The organism is Mesorhizobium sp. P2_D5 (assembly GCF_056404355.1).
On sequence record NZ_JBFUEE010000003.1, the window covers coordinates 189,149 to 204,907 of the forward strand.

A 15,759-nucleotide genomic window follows, 5' to 3' on the forward strand; every position below is an offset into this window, starting at 1 on the left:
ATGGGCGCCGAGCATCAGATCACCGCCGGCTTCATGCCGCTGTTCGACAGCGCCGTGCTGGTCGCGGCCGGCGAGCTTGGCTTTGCCGCCCGCGAAGGCATCGACCTCGCGCTGCACCGCGAGACGTCCTGGGCCAACATCCGCGACCGTATCGCCATCGGCCACTTCCATCTCGCGCATATGCTGGGACCGATGCCGCTCGCCTGCAATCTCGGGCTGACGCCGCTCGCTTCAGAGACCATCGTGCCGTTCTCACTCGGTCTCGGCGGCAATTGCGTCACCATTTCCAATGCCGTCTGGGCCGGCATGGCGACGCATGGCGCCGCGCCCGATCTCGACCCGGCGCGCGCCGGTGCCGCACTTGGCGCGCTCATCCGCGAGCGCGCTGCCGCCGGCCGTGACCCGCTGCGCTTCGCCGTGGTGCATCCACATTCCGGGCACAACTACGAACTGCGCTACTGGCTCGCCGCCTGCGGCATCGATCCAACGCGCGAGATCGAGATCGTCATCGTGCCGCCGCCCTTCATGGCCGACGCGCTGGCCACTGGGCGGATCGACGGCTACTGCGTCGGCGAGCCCTGGAACAGCGCCGCGGTGGCCGCCGGCACCGGCCACATCGTCACCGTCAAGGCGCAGATATGGCGCAACAGCCCGGAGAAGGTGATCGGCGTGCGCAAGGTCTGGGCCGAGCAGTCGCCCGACGCCTTGGCGGCGCTGCTGCGCGCGCTGCACCACTCGGCGCGCTGGTGTCAGGATCCGGCCAACCATGGCGAACTGGCCGCGGTGATGGCGCAGTCCGGCTTCCTCGGCCTGCCTCCCGCGGTCCAGATGCCGATCCTGACCGGGCATCTACAATTGGGTGGCGGAGCGGCGCTGGATATCGAAGACTTCTTCCTGCCCTTCGACAAGGCAGCGAACTTTCCGTGGAAGAGCCATGCGCTGTGGTTCTACACGCAGATGGTGCGCTGGGGGCATGTCGAACACACGCCTGGCAATCTCGCTATTGCCCGCGACTGCTACCGCCCAGATCTCTACCGTTCGGCGCTGAAGCCGCTTGGCGTCGCACTGCCTGGCGCCAATTCGAAGGTCGAGGGTGCGCTGCGCATAGCCACCGCCGTCGGCGCGACAGGCGCCGGCCTGGTGCTCGGTCCCGATGGTTTCTTCGACGGCCAGATCTTCGATCCCGATGAGGTCGAAGGCTACATTGCCGGCCAGAAATCGGCCCGCGCGGAAGTCTGATTATTTCCGCGCCATTCTTGTGCATTGCACAAAAATTGTGCGTGCGATTGCTCTAATGAACAATCTTTGGCCTGCTCGCCATATCGTCTGTTGCGTAGGCGGACGGCGCGTTTCATTGATTTCATTGTTATTTTTCCTTTCTCTCGAAACTGGCATGGTTCATGCTTTGAAATAACCAGGCCTCCTTGGGGTCACGGAATAGGCGTCCAATGACGGGCGCCCACAGGCAAAGCTGCCGCTCAGGTCAAGACGCGATCCGGATTTCCGGACGCGAAGGCCTGGCCGGCGGCTTTTTTGTTTTTGGGCCAACAATCGACGGCGCGGACCGCGTTCAACCGGAGACGACGATGAAGAAGACGATGAAGACATGGATCGGGACTGGAACATCGCCTAGGGATGTGACGCGCCGCGATTTTCTGGTCAGCAGTGCGATGACGGCGGGGCTGTTCATGGCCGCCCGCAAGCTCTTCCCCTCCGGCGCCTATGCGGCCACGACCTCGCCGGAAGTCACCGGCGCCAAGCTCGGCTTCATCGCGCTGACCGATGCCGCACCACTGATGATCGCCAAGGAGAAGGGGTTTTTCGAGAAGTTCGGCATGCCCGATGTCGAGGTGCTCAAGCAGGCCTCTTGGGGCGCAACGCGCGACAATCTGATGCTCGGCGGCGCGGCCAACGGCATCGACGGCGCCCATATCCTGACGCCGCTGCCCTATTTGATGCACACCGGCAAGGTGACGCAGAACAACCAGCCGATGCCGATGGCGATCGTGGCGCGGCTCAACTACGACTGCCAGGGCATTTCGGTCGCCCAGGAATATGCCGGCACCGGTGTCGGCCTCGACGCCTCGAAGCTGAAGGACGCCTTCGCCGCCAAGAAGGCGGCCGGCAAGGACATCAAGGCCGCCATGACCTTCCCGGGCGGCACCCATGATTTGTGGCTGCGCTACTGGCTCGCCGCAGGCGGCATCGATCCCGACAAGGATGTCTCGACCATCGTCGTGCCACCGCCGCAGATGGTGGCCAACATGAAGGTCGGCAATATGGACGTGTTCTGCGTCGGCGAGCCGTGGAACGAGCAGCTCGTCCACCAGGGCGTCGGCTTCACCGCCGCCACGACGGGCGAATTGTGGAAGGGCCATCCGGAAAAGGCGCTCGGCCTGCGCGCCGAATTCATCGACAAATACCCGAACGCCACCAAGGCGATCCTGATGGCCGTCATGGAAGCCCAGCAATGGTGCGAGGCCAAGGAGAACAAGGACGAGATGGCCGCCATCATCGGCAAGCGGCAATGGATGAACGTGCCTGTCGCCGATATCATCGGCCGCCTCAAGGGCGACATCAACTACGGCAATGGCCGCGTCGCCACCGGCTCCGATCTCTACATGAAGTTCTGGACGGGCGGCGTGTCCTATCCGTTCAAGAGCCATGACTCGTGGTTCCTCGCCGAGAACATCCGCTGGGGCAAGTTCGCGCCGACCACCGACATCAAGGCGCTGGTCGATCAGGTCAACCGCGAGGACCTGTGGCGCGAGGCGGCCAAGGACCTTGGCGTGGCGGCAGCCGACATTCCGGCGTCCTCGTCGCGCGGCGTCGAGACCTTCTTCGACGGCAAGGTCTTCGATCCGGCCAACCCGTCCGCCTATCTCGACAGCCTGAAGATCAAGGCCTCGGCATAGCCCGCGCAAACGGCGCATTTGCGGAGTTTGTCGCAACGGCGCCTTGCGCCGTTGCGGAGATCCCGACCAAGGAGTTTTTCCCAGACATGTCGATCCAGACAATCGAGGACACAACGGTGAAAGCGTTCCCCGCCAAACCAGCGGAGGTCATCGCCTTCACCGCCAAGGCGCGGCGCCGTTTCGATCCGATGGTGATCGCCGGCAAACTGGCGAGCGCGCTGGTGCCGCCGGCCATCGTCATCGCCCTCATGCTGGTCGTCTGGCAGATCGCCTGCTCGTCGCCGACCGCCAGCCTGCCGCCGCCGAGCCAGGTGTGGAACGAGGCCTACGACCTGATCGCGCATCCGTTCTTCAACAATGGCCCGCAGGATATCGGCCTTGCCTGGCGGGTGCTGATCTCACTGCAGCGGGTCGCCATCGGCTTTGGCCTGGCGGCGATCGTCGGTGTGGCGCTCGGCGCGCTGGTTGGCCAGTCGATCTGGGCGATGCGCGGCCTCGATCCGGTCTTCCAGATCCTGCGCACCGTGCCGCCGCTGGCCTGGCTGCCGCTGTCGCTGGCCGCGTTCCGCGATTCCAGCCCGTCGGCGCTGTTCGTCATCTTCATCACCTCGATCTGGCCCATCATCATCAACACCGCCGTCGGCGTGCGCAACATCCCCGAGGACTACCGCAACGTCGCGCGCATCCTGCGGCTCAACCAGTTCGAATTCTTCGTGAAGATCATGGTGCCGGCCGCCGCCCCCTACATCTTCACCGGCTTGAGGATCGGCATCGGCCTGTCCTGGCTGGCCATCGTCGCCGCCGAAATGCTGACCGGCGGCGTCGGCATCGGCTTCTTCATCTGGGACGCGTGGAACTCGTCGCGGCTGCCCGACATCATCGTCGCGCTCGCCTATATCGGCGTCACCGGCTTCTGTCTCGACCGCCTGGTCGCGGCGGTCGGCGCCTTCGTCACCCGCGGCACAACGGCAAAGTGAGGACAGCGCCATGACGGCCTATCTGAAGCTCGACCATATCGACAAATCCTTTGCCCGCGGCAATCAGGTCAGCGAGGTGCTGAAGGACATAAGGCTGACCATCGACAAGGGCGAATTCGTCTCGATCATCGGCCATTCCGGATGCGGCAAGTCGACCTTGCTCAATCTGATCGCCGGGCTGACCACAGTGTCCGCAGGCGCCGTGCTGCTCGAGGACAAGGAGGTCGACAGCCCCGGACCCGAACGCGCCGTGGTGTTCCAGAACCACAGCCTGCTGCCGTGGCTGACCGTCTATGAGAACATCAATCTGGCGGTGTCGAAAGTCTTCGGCCGTTCGAAGAGCAAGGCCGAGCGGCATGAGTGGATCATGCGCAATCTCGACCTCGTACAGATGGCGCATGCCCGGGACAAGCGCCCGGCGGAAATCTCGGGCGGCATGAAGCAGCGCGTCGGCATCGCCCGGGCGCTGGCCATGGAGCCGAAGATCCTGCTGCTCGACGAGCCGTTCGGCGCGCTCGATGCGCTGACGCGCGCCCATCTGCAGGACGCAGTCATGGACATCCATTCGCGGCTCGGCTCGACGACGATCATGATCACCCACGATGTCGACGAGGCGGTGCTGCTCTCCGACCGCATCGTCATGATGACCAACGGCCCTGCGGCGACCATCGGCGAGGTGCTTGCGGTGCCGCTGGCGCGCCCACGCCGACGCATCGAGCTTGCCTCCGACCGGACCTTCCTGCGCTGCCGCGAGGCGGTGCTGAAGTTCCTCTACGAACGCCACCGCTTCGTCGAAGCCGCGGAGTAGCACCATGAGCGAAAAACTCGTCATCATCGGCAACGGCATGGCTCCAGGGCGCATGCTGGAGCACCTGCTGGAACACGCGCCGGGCCGCTACACGGTCACCATCTTCAACGCCGAGCCGCGGGTCAATTACGACCGCATCATGCTGTCGCCGGTGCTGTCGGGCGAGAAGGCCTACGAGGAAATCATCATCCATGGCGACGGCTGGTACATCGCCAACAACATCACCCTCTACAAGGGCCACAAGATCATCGCCATCGACCGGGCGGCGAAGACCGTCACCTCTGATCACGGCGTCACCCAGCCCTATGACAAGCTCGTCATCGCCACCGGCTCGGTGCCGTTCATCATTCCGGTGCCTGGCCATGATCTGCCGGGCGTGCTGACCTATCGCGACCTCGACGACGTCCAGGCGATGATGCTCGCCGCCCAGTCGCGGGCGAAGGCCGTGGTCATCGGCGGCGGCCTGCTCGGGCTGGAGGCGGCGGCCGGGCTGAACGCGCAAGGCATGGACGTCACCGTGCTGCATGTCATGCCGACATTGATGGAGCGCCAGCTCGATCCGGCCGCTGGCTATCTCCTGCAGCGCGCCGTCGAGCAACGCGGCATCAAGGTCATCACCAAGGCCAACACAAAGGCAATCACGGGCAACGGCAAGGTCGGACAGGTGGAGCTCGCCGACGGCACCATCATTCCGGCGACGCTGGTGGTCATGGCGGTCGGCATCAGGCCGAATTCTGCGCTTGCCAAGGAAGCCGGCATTGCCGTCAATCGCGGCATCGTCGTCGACGCCGGCATGCGCAGCAACGATCCCGACATCTACGCGCTTGGCGAATGCGCCGAGGTGAACGGCCAGGTCTACGGGCTGGTCGCACCGCTCTACGAGATGGCGCGCGTTGCCGCCCAACAACTGGCCGGCAACGAGAAGGCGGCCTTCGCCCACATGGACACGCCGACCAAGCTCAAGGTCACGGGCATCGACCTGTTCTCGCTTGGCGACTTCGCCGAGGGCGAGGACCGCCAGGAGATCGTGCTGCGCGACGCGGCCGCCGGCGTCTACAAGCGCCTGGTGCTGAAGGACGACCGGATCATCGGCACGGTGCTCTATGGCGAGACGGCCGACGGCGCCTGGTTCAACGACCTCAAGAAGAAGCAGACCGATATTTCGCCAATGCGCGACACGCTGATTTTCGGCCAGTCCTACCAGGGGGGTGCCCCGCTGGACCCTATGGCGGCCGTTGCAGCCTTGCCGGATGATGCGGAAATCTGCGGCTGCAACGGCGTTTGCAAGAGCAAGATCACGGGTGCGATCACGGCCAAGGGCCTGACCTCGCTCGACGAAGTGCGCGCTCACACCAAGGCGTCGGCCTCCTGCGGCTCCTGCACCGGGCTGGTCGAGAAGCTGATGGTGCTGACGCTCGGCGACACCTACAACCCTGCGGCCGTGCAGCCGATGTGCGGCTGCACCACGCTCGGCCATGACGAAGTGCGCCGGCTGATCAAGGCCAAGCACCTGAAGACCATTCCGGCCGTCATGCAGGAACTGGAATGGACGACCTCCTGCGGCTGCGCCAAATGCCGGCCGGCGCTCAACTACTATCTCGTCTGCGACTGGCCGGACGACTATGCCGACGACTACCAGTCGCGCTTCATCAATGAGCGCGTCCACGCCAACATTCAGAAGGACGGCACCTATTCGGTGGTGCCGCGCATGTGGGGCGGCGTCACCAATGCGGCCGAACTGCGCGCCATCGCCGATGTCGTCGACAAGTTCGAGATCCCGATGGTCAAGGTCACCGGCGGCCAGCGCATCGACATGCTCGGCATCCGCAAGGAGGACCTGCCGGCGGTGTGGGCCGATCTCGGCCAGGCCGGCTTTGTCTCCGGCCATGCCTATGCCAAGGGCCTGCGCACGGTGAAGACCTGCGTCGGCTCAGACTGGTGCCGCTTCGGCACGCAGGATTCGACGGGCCTTGGCATCCGCATCGAGAAATTCATGTGGGGCTCGTGGACCCCGGCCAAGGTAAAGATGGCGGTGTCGGGTTGCCCGAGGAACTGCGCGGAGGCGACCTGCAAGGATGTCGGCGTGATCTGCGTCGACAGTGGCTACGAGATCCATTTCGCCGGGGCGGCCGGCCTCGACATCAAAGGCACCGAAGTGCTCGGCCTGGTCAGGACCGAGGACGAGGCACTGGAGCATATCGTGGCGCTGACGCAGATGTATCGCGAGCAGGGCCGCTATCTCGAGCGCATCTACAAATGGGCCAAGCGCATCGGGATCCCCGAAATCAAGCGCCAGATCATGGACGACGATGCCAAGCGCAAGGCCTATTTCGACCGCTTCGTCTTCAGCCAGAAATTCGCCCAGGTCGACCCGTGGTCGGAACGCGTGTCCGGCAAGGACAAGCACGAATTCCGGCCGATGGCCTCTGTCGGTTTTGCGCAGGCGGCGGAGTAGGGCCGATGGAAGCGTTTCTTCCCACCCCCCTCTGGCCTGCCGGCCATCTCCCCCGCAAGGGGGGAGATCGGATGCTGTTTCGGCTTTCGCCAATCTCCAACGTTGCGGAGTGGGCGCTGTCAGTGCAACTGCCAATCTCCCTCCTTGCGGGGGAGATGGCCGGCAGGCCAGAGGGGGGTGGCTGGGCGCTTTCAGATCGAGCAAAGGCGAGGATGGCCACATGAACTGGATCGCAATAGGCTCCTTGTCGGACATCCCCCGCCGTGGCGCGCGTTGCGTCGACACGCCGGAAGGGAAGGTCGCGGTCTTCCGCACCGCCGACGACCAGGTCTACGCCATCGACGACCATTGCCCGCACAAGGGCGGACCGCTGAGCCAAGGCATCGTGCACGGCACGGCGGTGACCTGTCCCTTGCACAATTGGGTGATCTCGCTGGAGACGGGCAGGGCACTCGGCGCCGACGAGGGCGCGGTGCGCACCATCCCGGTGCGGGTCGAAGGCGAGCGTCTGTTCATTGCGCTGGAAGCGCTGGCCAGCCGAGCGGCCTGACACATGGAGATTGACGCTGCGCGCGAGGTGAGGACCACCTGCCCCTATTGCGGGGTGGGCTGCGGCGTGCTGGCGAAGGTCGCCGCGGACGGGCAAGTGTCCGTCCGCGGCGACCCCGACCATCCGGCGAATTTCGGCCGGCTCTGCTCCAAGGGCTCGGCACTGGCCGAGACCATCGACCTCGACGGCAGGCTGCTTTATCCCGAAATCCACGGCCGCCGCGCCGGCTGGGACGAGACGCTCGACCTCATCGCCTCGACCTTCTCGCAAACCATCGCCAAGCACGGTCCGGATGCCGTCGCCTTCTACGTCTCCGGCCAGTTGCTGACCGAGGATTACTACGTCGCCAACAAGCTGATGAAAGGTTTTGTCGGCTCGGCCAACATCGACACCAATTCGCGCCTGTGCATGGCCTCTTCGGTCGCTGGCCACCGCCGCGCCTTTGGCTCCGACACCGTGCCGGGAAATTATGAGGATCTGGAGCTTGCCGACCTCATCGTGCTGGTCGGCTCCAATCTCGCCTGGTGCCATCCCGTGCTCTACCAGCGCATCGCGGCGGCTCGGGAAAAACGGCCGGAGATGAAGATCGTGCTGGTCGATCCGCGCCGCACCATGAGCGCAGACATCGCCGACATGCACCTGGCGATCGCGCCCGATGGCGACGTCGCTTTGTTCACGGGGCTGCTCGCCTATCTCGGCCAGCACAACGCGCTGGACCGCGCCTACATCACGGCGCACACAACCGGGTTCGGGCAAGCGCTTTTCGCAGCATCGGAGCTCGACCTTGCCGGCATCGCCGCCGCTACGGGGCTGAGCGAGGACGAGCTTGGCCGTTTCTACAGCCTGTTCGCCGCGACCTCCAAGACCGTGACCGTCTACAGCCAGGGGGTGAACCAGTCTTCTTCGGGCACCGACAAGGTCAACGCCATCATCAACTGCCATCTCGCCACCGGCCGCATCGGCAGACCCGGCGCCGGGCCGTTTTCGGTGACTGGCCAGCCCAACGCCATGGGCGGCCGCGAAGTCGGCGGCATGGCCAATATGCTGGCCGCGCATATGGAGATCGAGAATCCCGAACATCGGGAGCGCGTACGCCGCTTCTGGACTGCTCCGGCCATTGCCGAAAGGCCGGGCTTGAAGGCGGTCGAGATGTTTCGGGCGGTGGCCGACGGGCGCATCAAGGCGCTGTGGATCATGGCCACCAATCCTGTCGATTCGATGCCGGATGCCGATGCCGTCGAAGCGGCGATCAAGGCCTGCCCGTTCGTCGTGGTGTCGGACGTGCTGGCCAGAACCGACACCGTCCGCCACGCCCATGTCCGGCTGTCCGCCGCCGCCTGGGGCGAGAAGGACGGTACCGTCACCAACTCCGAGCGCCGCATCTCGCGCCAGCGCGCGTTCCTGGACCTGCCCGGCGAGGCGCGGCCCGACTGGCAGATCGTTGCCGAAGTCGGCAAGCGGATGGGTTTTGGCGAGGCATTTTTCTATACGTCGCCTTGGGAGGTGTTTGCCGAACATGCCGCGCTGTCGGGATTCGAGAATGATGGTGCACGGGATTTCGATATTGGCGCTTATGCGGGGATTGATGCGGACGGGTATGAGGAATTGGCCCCGTTCCAGTGGCCAGCGCCGAGCCCAGCCACCCCCCTCTGGCCTGCCGGCCATCTCCCCCGCAAGGGGGGAGATCGGATGTCGCACCGGCTTTCGTCAATCGCCAACTTTGGAGAAAGAGCAGGGACGCCGAAACTGCCAATCTCCCCCCTTGCGGGGGAGATGGCCGGCAGGCCAGAGGGGGGTGCTCAAGATGAACATCAGCCAGAGGAGCGCACTCAGGCCGCAAGTGGCTCTTCCGGCATCCGCTTCTTCGCCGACGGCAATTTCTACACACCCGACCGCAAGGCGCGCCTCATTGCCATTCGTCCTGCCGTGGAGACCCGCACCAGCCCGGACTATCCGCTGATCCTAAACACCGGCCGCATCCGCGATCACTGGCACACCATGACGCGGACCGGCAAAAGCCCGCGGCTATCCCAGCACATTGCCGAGCCCTTCGTCGAAATCCATCCGGCGGATGCGCAGCGCTTCGGTATCGGCGACGCCGACATCGTGCGCGTTTCCAGCCCGCGCGGCGACGTGCTGGTGCGCGCGCTGGTGACGGCACGCCAGCGCCGGGGCAGCCTGTTTGCGCCGATGCACTGGACCGATCAATTCGCCGCAAAGGGCCGGCTCGACGCGCTGACGGCGCCGCTGACCGATCCGGTCTCCGGCCAGCCGGCGCTGAAGCATGTCGCCGCCCGCATCGAGAAATTCGCCGCAAAGGCCTTCGGCTTCGCGGTGATGCGGCAGAGGCCGGAACCTGGTACCGCAACCTACTGGGCCGCGGCCAAATGCAAGGGCGGCTGGCGGGTCGAGCTTGCCTTTGCCGACGACGGCATCGACTGGGCCGGCTTCGCCGGGTCCCTGTTCGGCACGACCCCGGGCGGCGAAATCCTCGCCTATCATGACCGCGATGCCGGCCAGCATCGCATCGCCGCTTTCGACGGCGATCACTTGTCCGGCGCCTTGTTCGTTGCGCCCGGTCCGGTCGCGGTGTCGCGCGGCTGGGCGGCGGACCAATTGACCGCCGATCACGTTGATCGGCGCGCCAGGCTGGCGATCGTGGCCGGGCGGCCGGGCGGGGTCGACGTCGATCGCGGCGCCATCGTCTGCTCCTGCTTCGGCGTCGGCGCCAACCAGATCGCGCAGGCGGTGCGAAGCGGCTGCGCCAGCGTCGAGGCGATCGGGGCGGCGCTGCATGCCGGCACGAATTGCGGCTCTTGTCGCGCCGAGATCAGGATCATCGTCGCCGCACAAATCCTTCAAGCCGCCGAGTGACCCGTGCCAGCGCGTGCCGCGAAGGCGATGCGGGGACCGCACACTGCGGGCCTGAGCTGTTCCTGGCCAAATGGGCCTGCGCGATGGCGTCAGTTGGGCTATTGTGATGCCAAGCGCGCCGCCTCATCGGCGAGCATGAGTCGTCTTCCAGTCAGGGTCACCCAATGGCAAATCCCCCGCGCCGACCGACAAATCCGATGACGGCGGCCGAAGCCGCCTTCAAGCCAGTCAAGAAGCCGGTTGCTCCGCCTCGCGAGCCCGCGGCCGCTCCAGGTGTCAGGGAGCTTGTTTCGATCAGGATCGATCGAACCGTGCTGGACCATTTTCAGGCCGATGGCCCCGGCTGGCAGGATCGGATCAACGACGCATTGCGGCAGGCAATCGAAGGCAAGCCGGTCGCCAGCGGTTCGGACGACGACTAGAGCCCTTTGTTTTGACGCAATTCCCTCAGGGAAAGCGCTACGCGCTTTTCCCGGGAAAACCGTTTCACACTTTTCCTGGAATTGCTCTAGCTCACGCCGCTTCGAAGTGCAGGATGTAAAGCTTGCGCGTCGGTTCGTGGATTGTCCATTCGCCCTTCCAGCCTTTCGGCAGCACCAGCATTTCGCCGGCACTGACCTCCTTGCTGTGGCCATCGGGACCATGCAGCGAGACCCGGCCCGACACGATGTGACAGGTTTCGGAATTGGTGTCGCGCGAGGCGGTGAAGCGGCCCGGCGTGCATTCCCAGACGCCGACTTCCAGCGTCCCGTCCGGCGAGGTCCACAATGTCCTCGACGCTTCGAGTTGATCGCCGCTGATCGAGGTCGGCTTGGGCTCGGGCTCGCCGAGATCGATTGCAGCGAGATGGGCGAAGGTCTGGAAGTCGGTCATGGCAGTCTCCGGGCAGGCACTGAATTTTCAACTCGATATGCAATGTCGCGGGGCTCAATGCCCGGTGATGCGGTCGGCGATGGCGGCCAGTTTCGACGTGTGCTGGAGACCCGCTTCCTCGCGCTCGTCGGCGACGCGGTAGAGCTGGTACATCGAGTGGACGCCGAGCCAGCGCATCGGCTCCGGCTCCCATTTGCTGACCTGGCGGTTGACCCAGGGCAGGCGGGTCAGTTCGGTGTCGCGGCGCAGGATGAGGTCGCGCAGCGTCCGGCCCGAAAGGTTGGAGCTCGACACGCCGAGGCCGACATAGCCGCCGGCCCAGCCGATGCCGGTCTCAAGGTCGAGGCCGGCTGTCGTGCACCAGTCGCGCGGCACGCCAAGCACGCCGCACCAGGCGTGGTCGATGCGAAGCTTGCTGGTCTGCGGCAGCAGGCGGGTGAGGATCGCGTGCAGGCTTTCGATGGTCGCCTGCTGTGTCTGTCCGCGCACGTCCGTCTGCGAACCGTAGCGGTAAGGCACGCCGCGCCCGCCCATGGTGATGCGGCCTTCGCGGGTGCGCTGGGCATAGCAATAGGCGTGTGCTGCGTCGCCCAGGAGTTCGTGGCCGTCCCAGCCGATTTCGTCCCACAGCGATTGGGGCAGCGGCTCGGTGATGATCTGCGCGCTGTTGAGCGGCAGCCAGAGCCGCTCATTGCCCGATATGCCGGCCGTGAAACCCTCCGTGGCGCGGATGATGATGGGCGCGCGCACCGTGCCGCGATCGGTGGTGACCTTGCCCTTCTCAATACCCGTCACGGTCGTCTGTTCGTAGATCGGCACGCCGAGGCGCTCGACGGCTTCGGACAGTCCACGCACCAGCTTGGCCGGCTGCACGCGCGCGGTGCCGTGGTGGATGTAGCCGCCAAGCACATTCCTGATGTTGATGCGGGCCTTGGCCTCTGCCTGGCCGATCAGGCTGACGCGGTCCTGAGGCACGCTCCAGCCGATTGCATCCGCATAGGCGGCCTTGATCCGCTCCAGCTGCGGCGGGTTGGTCGCAACCGTCAGATTGTCGACGCGGCGAATATCGGCATCGATGCCTTCGGCCTCGGTCACCGCGATCACTTCGTCGACCGTGCCATGCATGGCGGTTTCCATGTCGATGACGGCGCCACGGGTAGATGTCTGCAGGTATTTCTCGCGCGACCAGCTGAAGCCGCCGGACAGCCAGCCGCCATTGCGACCGGACGCGCCGAAGCCGGCGAATTCCCTTTCCACCATGGCGATGCGGATCGAAGGATCGGCCTTCTTCAGGTAGTAGGCCGTCCACAAGCCGGTGTAGCCAGCGCCGACGATGCAGACATCGGCTTCGAGGTCGCCCGGAAGCGGCGCACGATAGGCTGGCAGGCCGATGTCGGCATACCAGAACGAGATGTTGCCGTTGACTTTGGCGTCCATGTCTAAAAATCCTGCGGGGGAAATGAGCGATCAGGTCATCGTCATGTCGGCGCGGTCGTCGTCGGCAAGAAGTTTTGCATCGACGACCGACCAACGCAGATCGACCGCGTCACCAATCGAGAAAGGCGTGGCCTCGAGCGTCGCCCGCACGATGGCCACGGAACCATCGCCCAGTGTCACCTGGTATTTCGAACCCGAGCCCAGATAGATCGCTTCGCTGACCTGGCCGGTGAGGCTGTTCTGTCCGGCGGCTGCAGGCGTGTTCGGTTTGGCAAGCGAAAGCTTTTCCGGCCGCAGCAGAACCACCGGTTTCTGGCTGCCGGCGAGCTTGCCGCCGGCGACGACCGTCTGGCCGGCGATCGTCAGGCTGGTCTCGCCGCCCGACGTCTGGGCATCGCCACGCAAACTGGTCGATTCGCCGATGAACTTCGCCACGAACAATGTCGCCGGTTCGTCGTAGAGCTGACGCCCGGTTCCGACCTGTTCGATGCGTCCCTGGTTGAACACGGCGATGCGGTCGGACAGAACCAGCGCCTCTTCCTGGTCGTGCGTCACATAGACGAAGGTGGTGCCGAGCTCACGGTGGATGCGCTTGATTTCCAGCTGCAGCCATTCGCGCAGTTTCTTGTCGAGCGCGCCGAGCGGCTCGTCCATGAGTAGCAGCGGCGGATCGAAGACGATGGCGCGGGCCAGCGCCACGCGCTGCTGCTGGCCGCCGGAAAGCTCGGCTGGATAGCGATGCGCGAAGTCGGCCATCTTGACCATGTCAAGGGCGCGCGCCACGTGGCGGTCGCGCGCCTGCTTGTCCATGCCGCGCAGGGTGAGCGGATAGGCGACGTTCTTGCCGACGGTCATGTGCGGAAACAGCGCGTAGTGCTGGAAGACGACGCCGATGTTGCGCTTGTGCGCCGGCAGCGCGACGATGCTTTTGCCGCCGACGGCGAGGTCGCCTGAGGTCAGGTCGGTAAAGCCGGCCACGACGTTGAGCGTGGTGGTCTTGCCCGAGCCGCTGGGGCCGAGGAGCGTCATGAATTCACCCGGCTCGATGTGAAGGCTGACGTCGTCGAGCGCGGTGAAATTGCCGTAACGCTTGGTTGCGGCCTTGATGTCGATGGCCGCGCCACGTTCTTTGCTGTTGGACGCAGCCATCTCAAGTCCTCGTCGATTTCGAGCTGATGATCAGCCCGGCACTGATCACCAGCGTCGTGGCAATGAAGATGATCGTTCCGACAGCCGTCACCGTCGGGTCGGCGTCGCGGGTGATGCTGGTGAAGATCTGCACGGGCAAGGTCTTCAAATAGGGGCTGGTGATGAACAGCGCGACGATGATTTCATCGAAGGAGGTGACGAAGGCAAACAGCAGCCCCGAAAGGATGCCGGGCGCGATCAACGGCAAGGTCACGGTGCGGAATGCGGTGAAGCGGTCGGCGCCAAGGCTTGCCGCCGCCGTCTCCAGCCGCACGTCGAAGACTTCGAGGCTTGCCGACACGGCGATGATGACGAAGGGAATCGCCAGCATCGTGTGCGCGATGACGAAGCCGGTGGTGGTGCCGACGAGATGGTAGTCGAGATAGACGGCATAGATGCCGATCGCCAGCACCACGCCGGGCACGATCATCGGTGTGATCAGGATGGCGCGCAGCAGGCCGGCGCCGGAATGCTTCATGCGGCTGAGGCCGAGTGCCGCCAGCGTGCCGATCAGCGTGGCGGCGACGGCAACGAGGCCCGCGACCCTGAGCGAATTGAAGAAGCTGGTCAGCCAGTCGGGGTTGGTGAAGAAATTCTCGTACCACTGCCATGAGAAGCCGGATGGCGGGAAGGCAAGCGACTTCTTCTCGTTGAACGACATCGGGATGATGACCAGCGTCGGCATTACCAGCCACACGGCAACAAGCAGGCAGAACAGACCGAGCAGAATGCGGAACGGCGCCAGCCTCATGATCTGGACGCCTGCTTGTGGCGCTGGCGCATCAGCGGCGCGGCGAGCGCCAGAAGCACGAAGGTCGCCACCAGGAGCACGACACCCATGGCGCCGCCACGGCCCCAGTTGAGCAGGCTGAGCACCTGGGTCTGCACCAGCGTTGACAGCATGGTGCTGCGGGGTCCGCCGAGCAGGGCCGGGGTGATGTAGAAGCCGAGTGACAGGATGAAGACGATGATGGCGCCGGCGAATACGCCGGGCAGCGACAGCGGCAGATAGATCTGCAGGAAAGCCAGCGAAGGCCGCGCGCCGAGGCTGCGCGCCGCCTGCACGAGGCGCAGGTCGATGCCGCGCATGACCGAATAGAGCGGCAGAATCATGAACGGCAGCAGCACCTGCGCCATACCGATCACCACGCCGGTCTGGGTGCGGATCAGCTTCACGGTGTCAAGGCCGAACAGCCTGACCACGGAATTGATGATGCCGGAATCCTGCAGCAGGATGACCCAGGCCAATGTGCGCACCACGCCGCTGACCCAGAACGGCACCAGCACGCACAGGATGAGGACGAGCCGCATGCGCGGCCCAACCGCCGTCATCAGGTAGGCGTAGGGGTAGGCGGCGATAACGCAGACGATGGTGACCCAGGCGGCGATGGAAAAGGTGCGCCACAGAACGGTGACGTTCACCGGCGTGGAAAAGAACCAGACGTAGTTCTGCATTCCCCAGGCGGGGTCTGAGAAACTGCGCAGCGTGACGGTCAGCAGCGGATAGCCCATCGCCGCGATGAGCAAGAACAGCGCCGGCATCGCCAGCAGCGAAGGATAGGCGGCGAGCCGCAGGCGCCGTTGCGGCCCCTGCACGCTACCCGCCGGCCGGGGATTGTCACCCCCGGCCGCCAGAATATGTGATGTCTGGCTCACGCTTTTCGCCTTGGCGCTCGGCCGGC

13 protein-coding genes are annotated in these 15,759 nt (G+C 65.0%); 8 read left to right on the plus strand and 5 right to left on the minus strand.

Going from position 1 to position 15,759, the window contains the following annotated elements:
* From AC1DYW_RS14075 to AC1DYW_RS14110, 8 genes are all read left to right on the plus strand, one after another.
* Complete coding sequence (locus AC1DYW_RS14075; protein WP_477227076.1) at positions 1-1,239, plus strand: CmpA/NrtA family ABC transporter substrate-binding protein; 1,239 nt, start codon at positions 1-3, stop codon at positions 1,237-1,239.
* Positions 1,240-1,586: 347 nt separating this feature from the next.
* On the plus strand, positions 1,587-2,915 hold the full coding sequence (locus AC1DYW_RS14080) for a CmpA/NrtA family ABC transporter substrate-binding protein (protein WP_477226607.1): 1,329 nt from the start codon (positions 1,587-1,589) through the stop codon (positions 2,913-2,915).
* An 86-nt stretch (positions 2,916-3,001) separates the two neighbouring features.
* Complete coding sequence (ntrB, locus tag AC1DYW_RS14085) at positions 3,002-3,892, plus strand: nitrate ABC transporter permease (protein WP_457150717.1); 891 nt, start codon at positions 3,002-3,004, stop codon at positions 3,890-3,892.
* Positions 3,893-3,902: 10 nt separating this feature from the next.
* Positions 3,903-4,700 carry an ABC transporter ATP-binding protein gene (locus tag AC1DYW_RS14090; RefSeq protein ID WP_477226608.1) on the plus strand — a complete coding sequence of 266 codons (798 nt, stop codon included), beginning with the start codon at positions 3,903-3,905 and terminating at the stop codon, positions 4,698-4,700.
* Between the two features lie 4 nt (positions 4,701-4,704).
* Positions 4,705-7,155, plus strand: coding sequence for a nitrite reductase large subunit NirB (nirB, locus tag AC1DYW_RS14095; RefSeq protein WP_477226609.1), 2,451 nt, complete (start codon positions 4,705-4,707; stop codon positions 7,153-7,155).
* Between the two features lie 220 nt (positions 7,156-7,375).
* Positions 7,376-7,705 (plus strand): nitrite reductase small subunit NirD, encoded by a 330-nt coding sequence (nirD, locus tag AC1DYW_RS14100; protein ID WP_477226610.1) that lies wholly within the window; start codon positions 7,376-7,378, stop codon positions 7,703-7,705.
* A 3-nt stretch (positions 7,706-7,708) separates the two neighbouring features.
* Positions 7,709-10,579: a nitrate reductase gene (locus AC1DYW_RS14105; protein WP_477226611.1), complete on the plus strand. Its 2,871-nt coding sequence runs from the start codon at positions 7,709-7,711 to the stop codon at positions 10,577-10,579.
* Between the two features lie 164 nt (positions 10,580-10,743).
* Positions 10,744-11,001, plus strand: coding sequence for a BrnA antitoxin family protein (locus AC1DYW_RS14110; RefSeq protein WP_095091088.1), 258 nt, complete (start codon positions 10,744-10,746; stop codon positions 10,999-11,001).
* A 91-nt stretch (positions 11,002-11,092) separates the two neighbouring features.
* Here the strand turns inward: AC1DYW_RS14110 and AC1DYW_RS14115 are convergent, their stop codons facing one another.
* From AC1DYW_RS14115 to AC1DYW_RS14135, 5 genes are read right to left on the minus strand one after another with little or no spacing between them, the layout of a single operon-like run.
* Positions 11,093-11,452 carry a cupin domain-containing protein gene (locus AC1DYW_RS14115; RefSeq protein ID WP_477226612.1) on the minus strand — a complete coding sequence of 120 codons (360 nt, stop codon included), beginning with the start codon at positions 11,450-11,452 and terminating at the stop codon, positions 11,093-11,095.
* A gap of 54 nt (positions 11,453-11,506) precedes the next feature.
* Positions 11,507-12,889, minus strand: a complete 1,383-nt coding sequence (locus AC1DYW_RS14120) for an NAD(P)/FAD-dependent oxidoreductase (protein ID WP_477226613.1) — start codon at positions 12,887-12,889, stop codon at positions 11,507-11,509.
* Between the two features lie 30 nt (positions 12,890-12,919).
* Positions 12,920-14,038 (minus strand): ABC transporter ATP-binding protein, encoded by a 1,119-nt coding sequence (locus AC1DYW_RS14125; RefSeq protein ID WP_477226614.1) that lies wholly within the window; start codon positions 14,036-14,038, stop codon positions 12,920-12,922.
* A gap of 1 nt (position 14,039) precedes the next feature.
* Positions 14,040-14,828: an ABC transporter permease gene (locus AC1DYW_RS14130; protein WP_477226615.1), complete on the minus strand. Its 789-nt coding sequence runs from the start codon at positions 14,826-14,828 to the stop codon at positions 14,040-14,042.
* Positions 14,825-15,733, minus strand: a complete 909-nt coding sequence (locus AC1DYW_RS14135; RefSeq protein ID WP_477226616.1) for an ABC transporter permease — start codon at positions 15,731-15,733, stop codon at positions 14,825-14,827. Before AC1DYW_RS14135 ends, AC1DYW_RS14130 begins: the two co-directional genes overlap by 4 nt.
* Between the last annotated feature and the right edge of the window lie 26 nt (positions 15,734-15,759).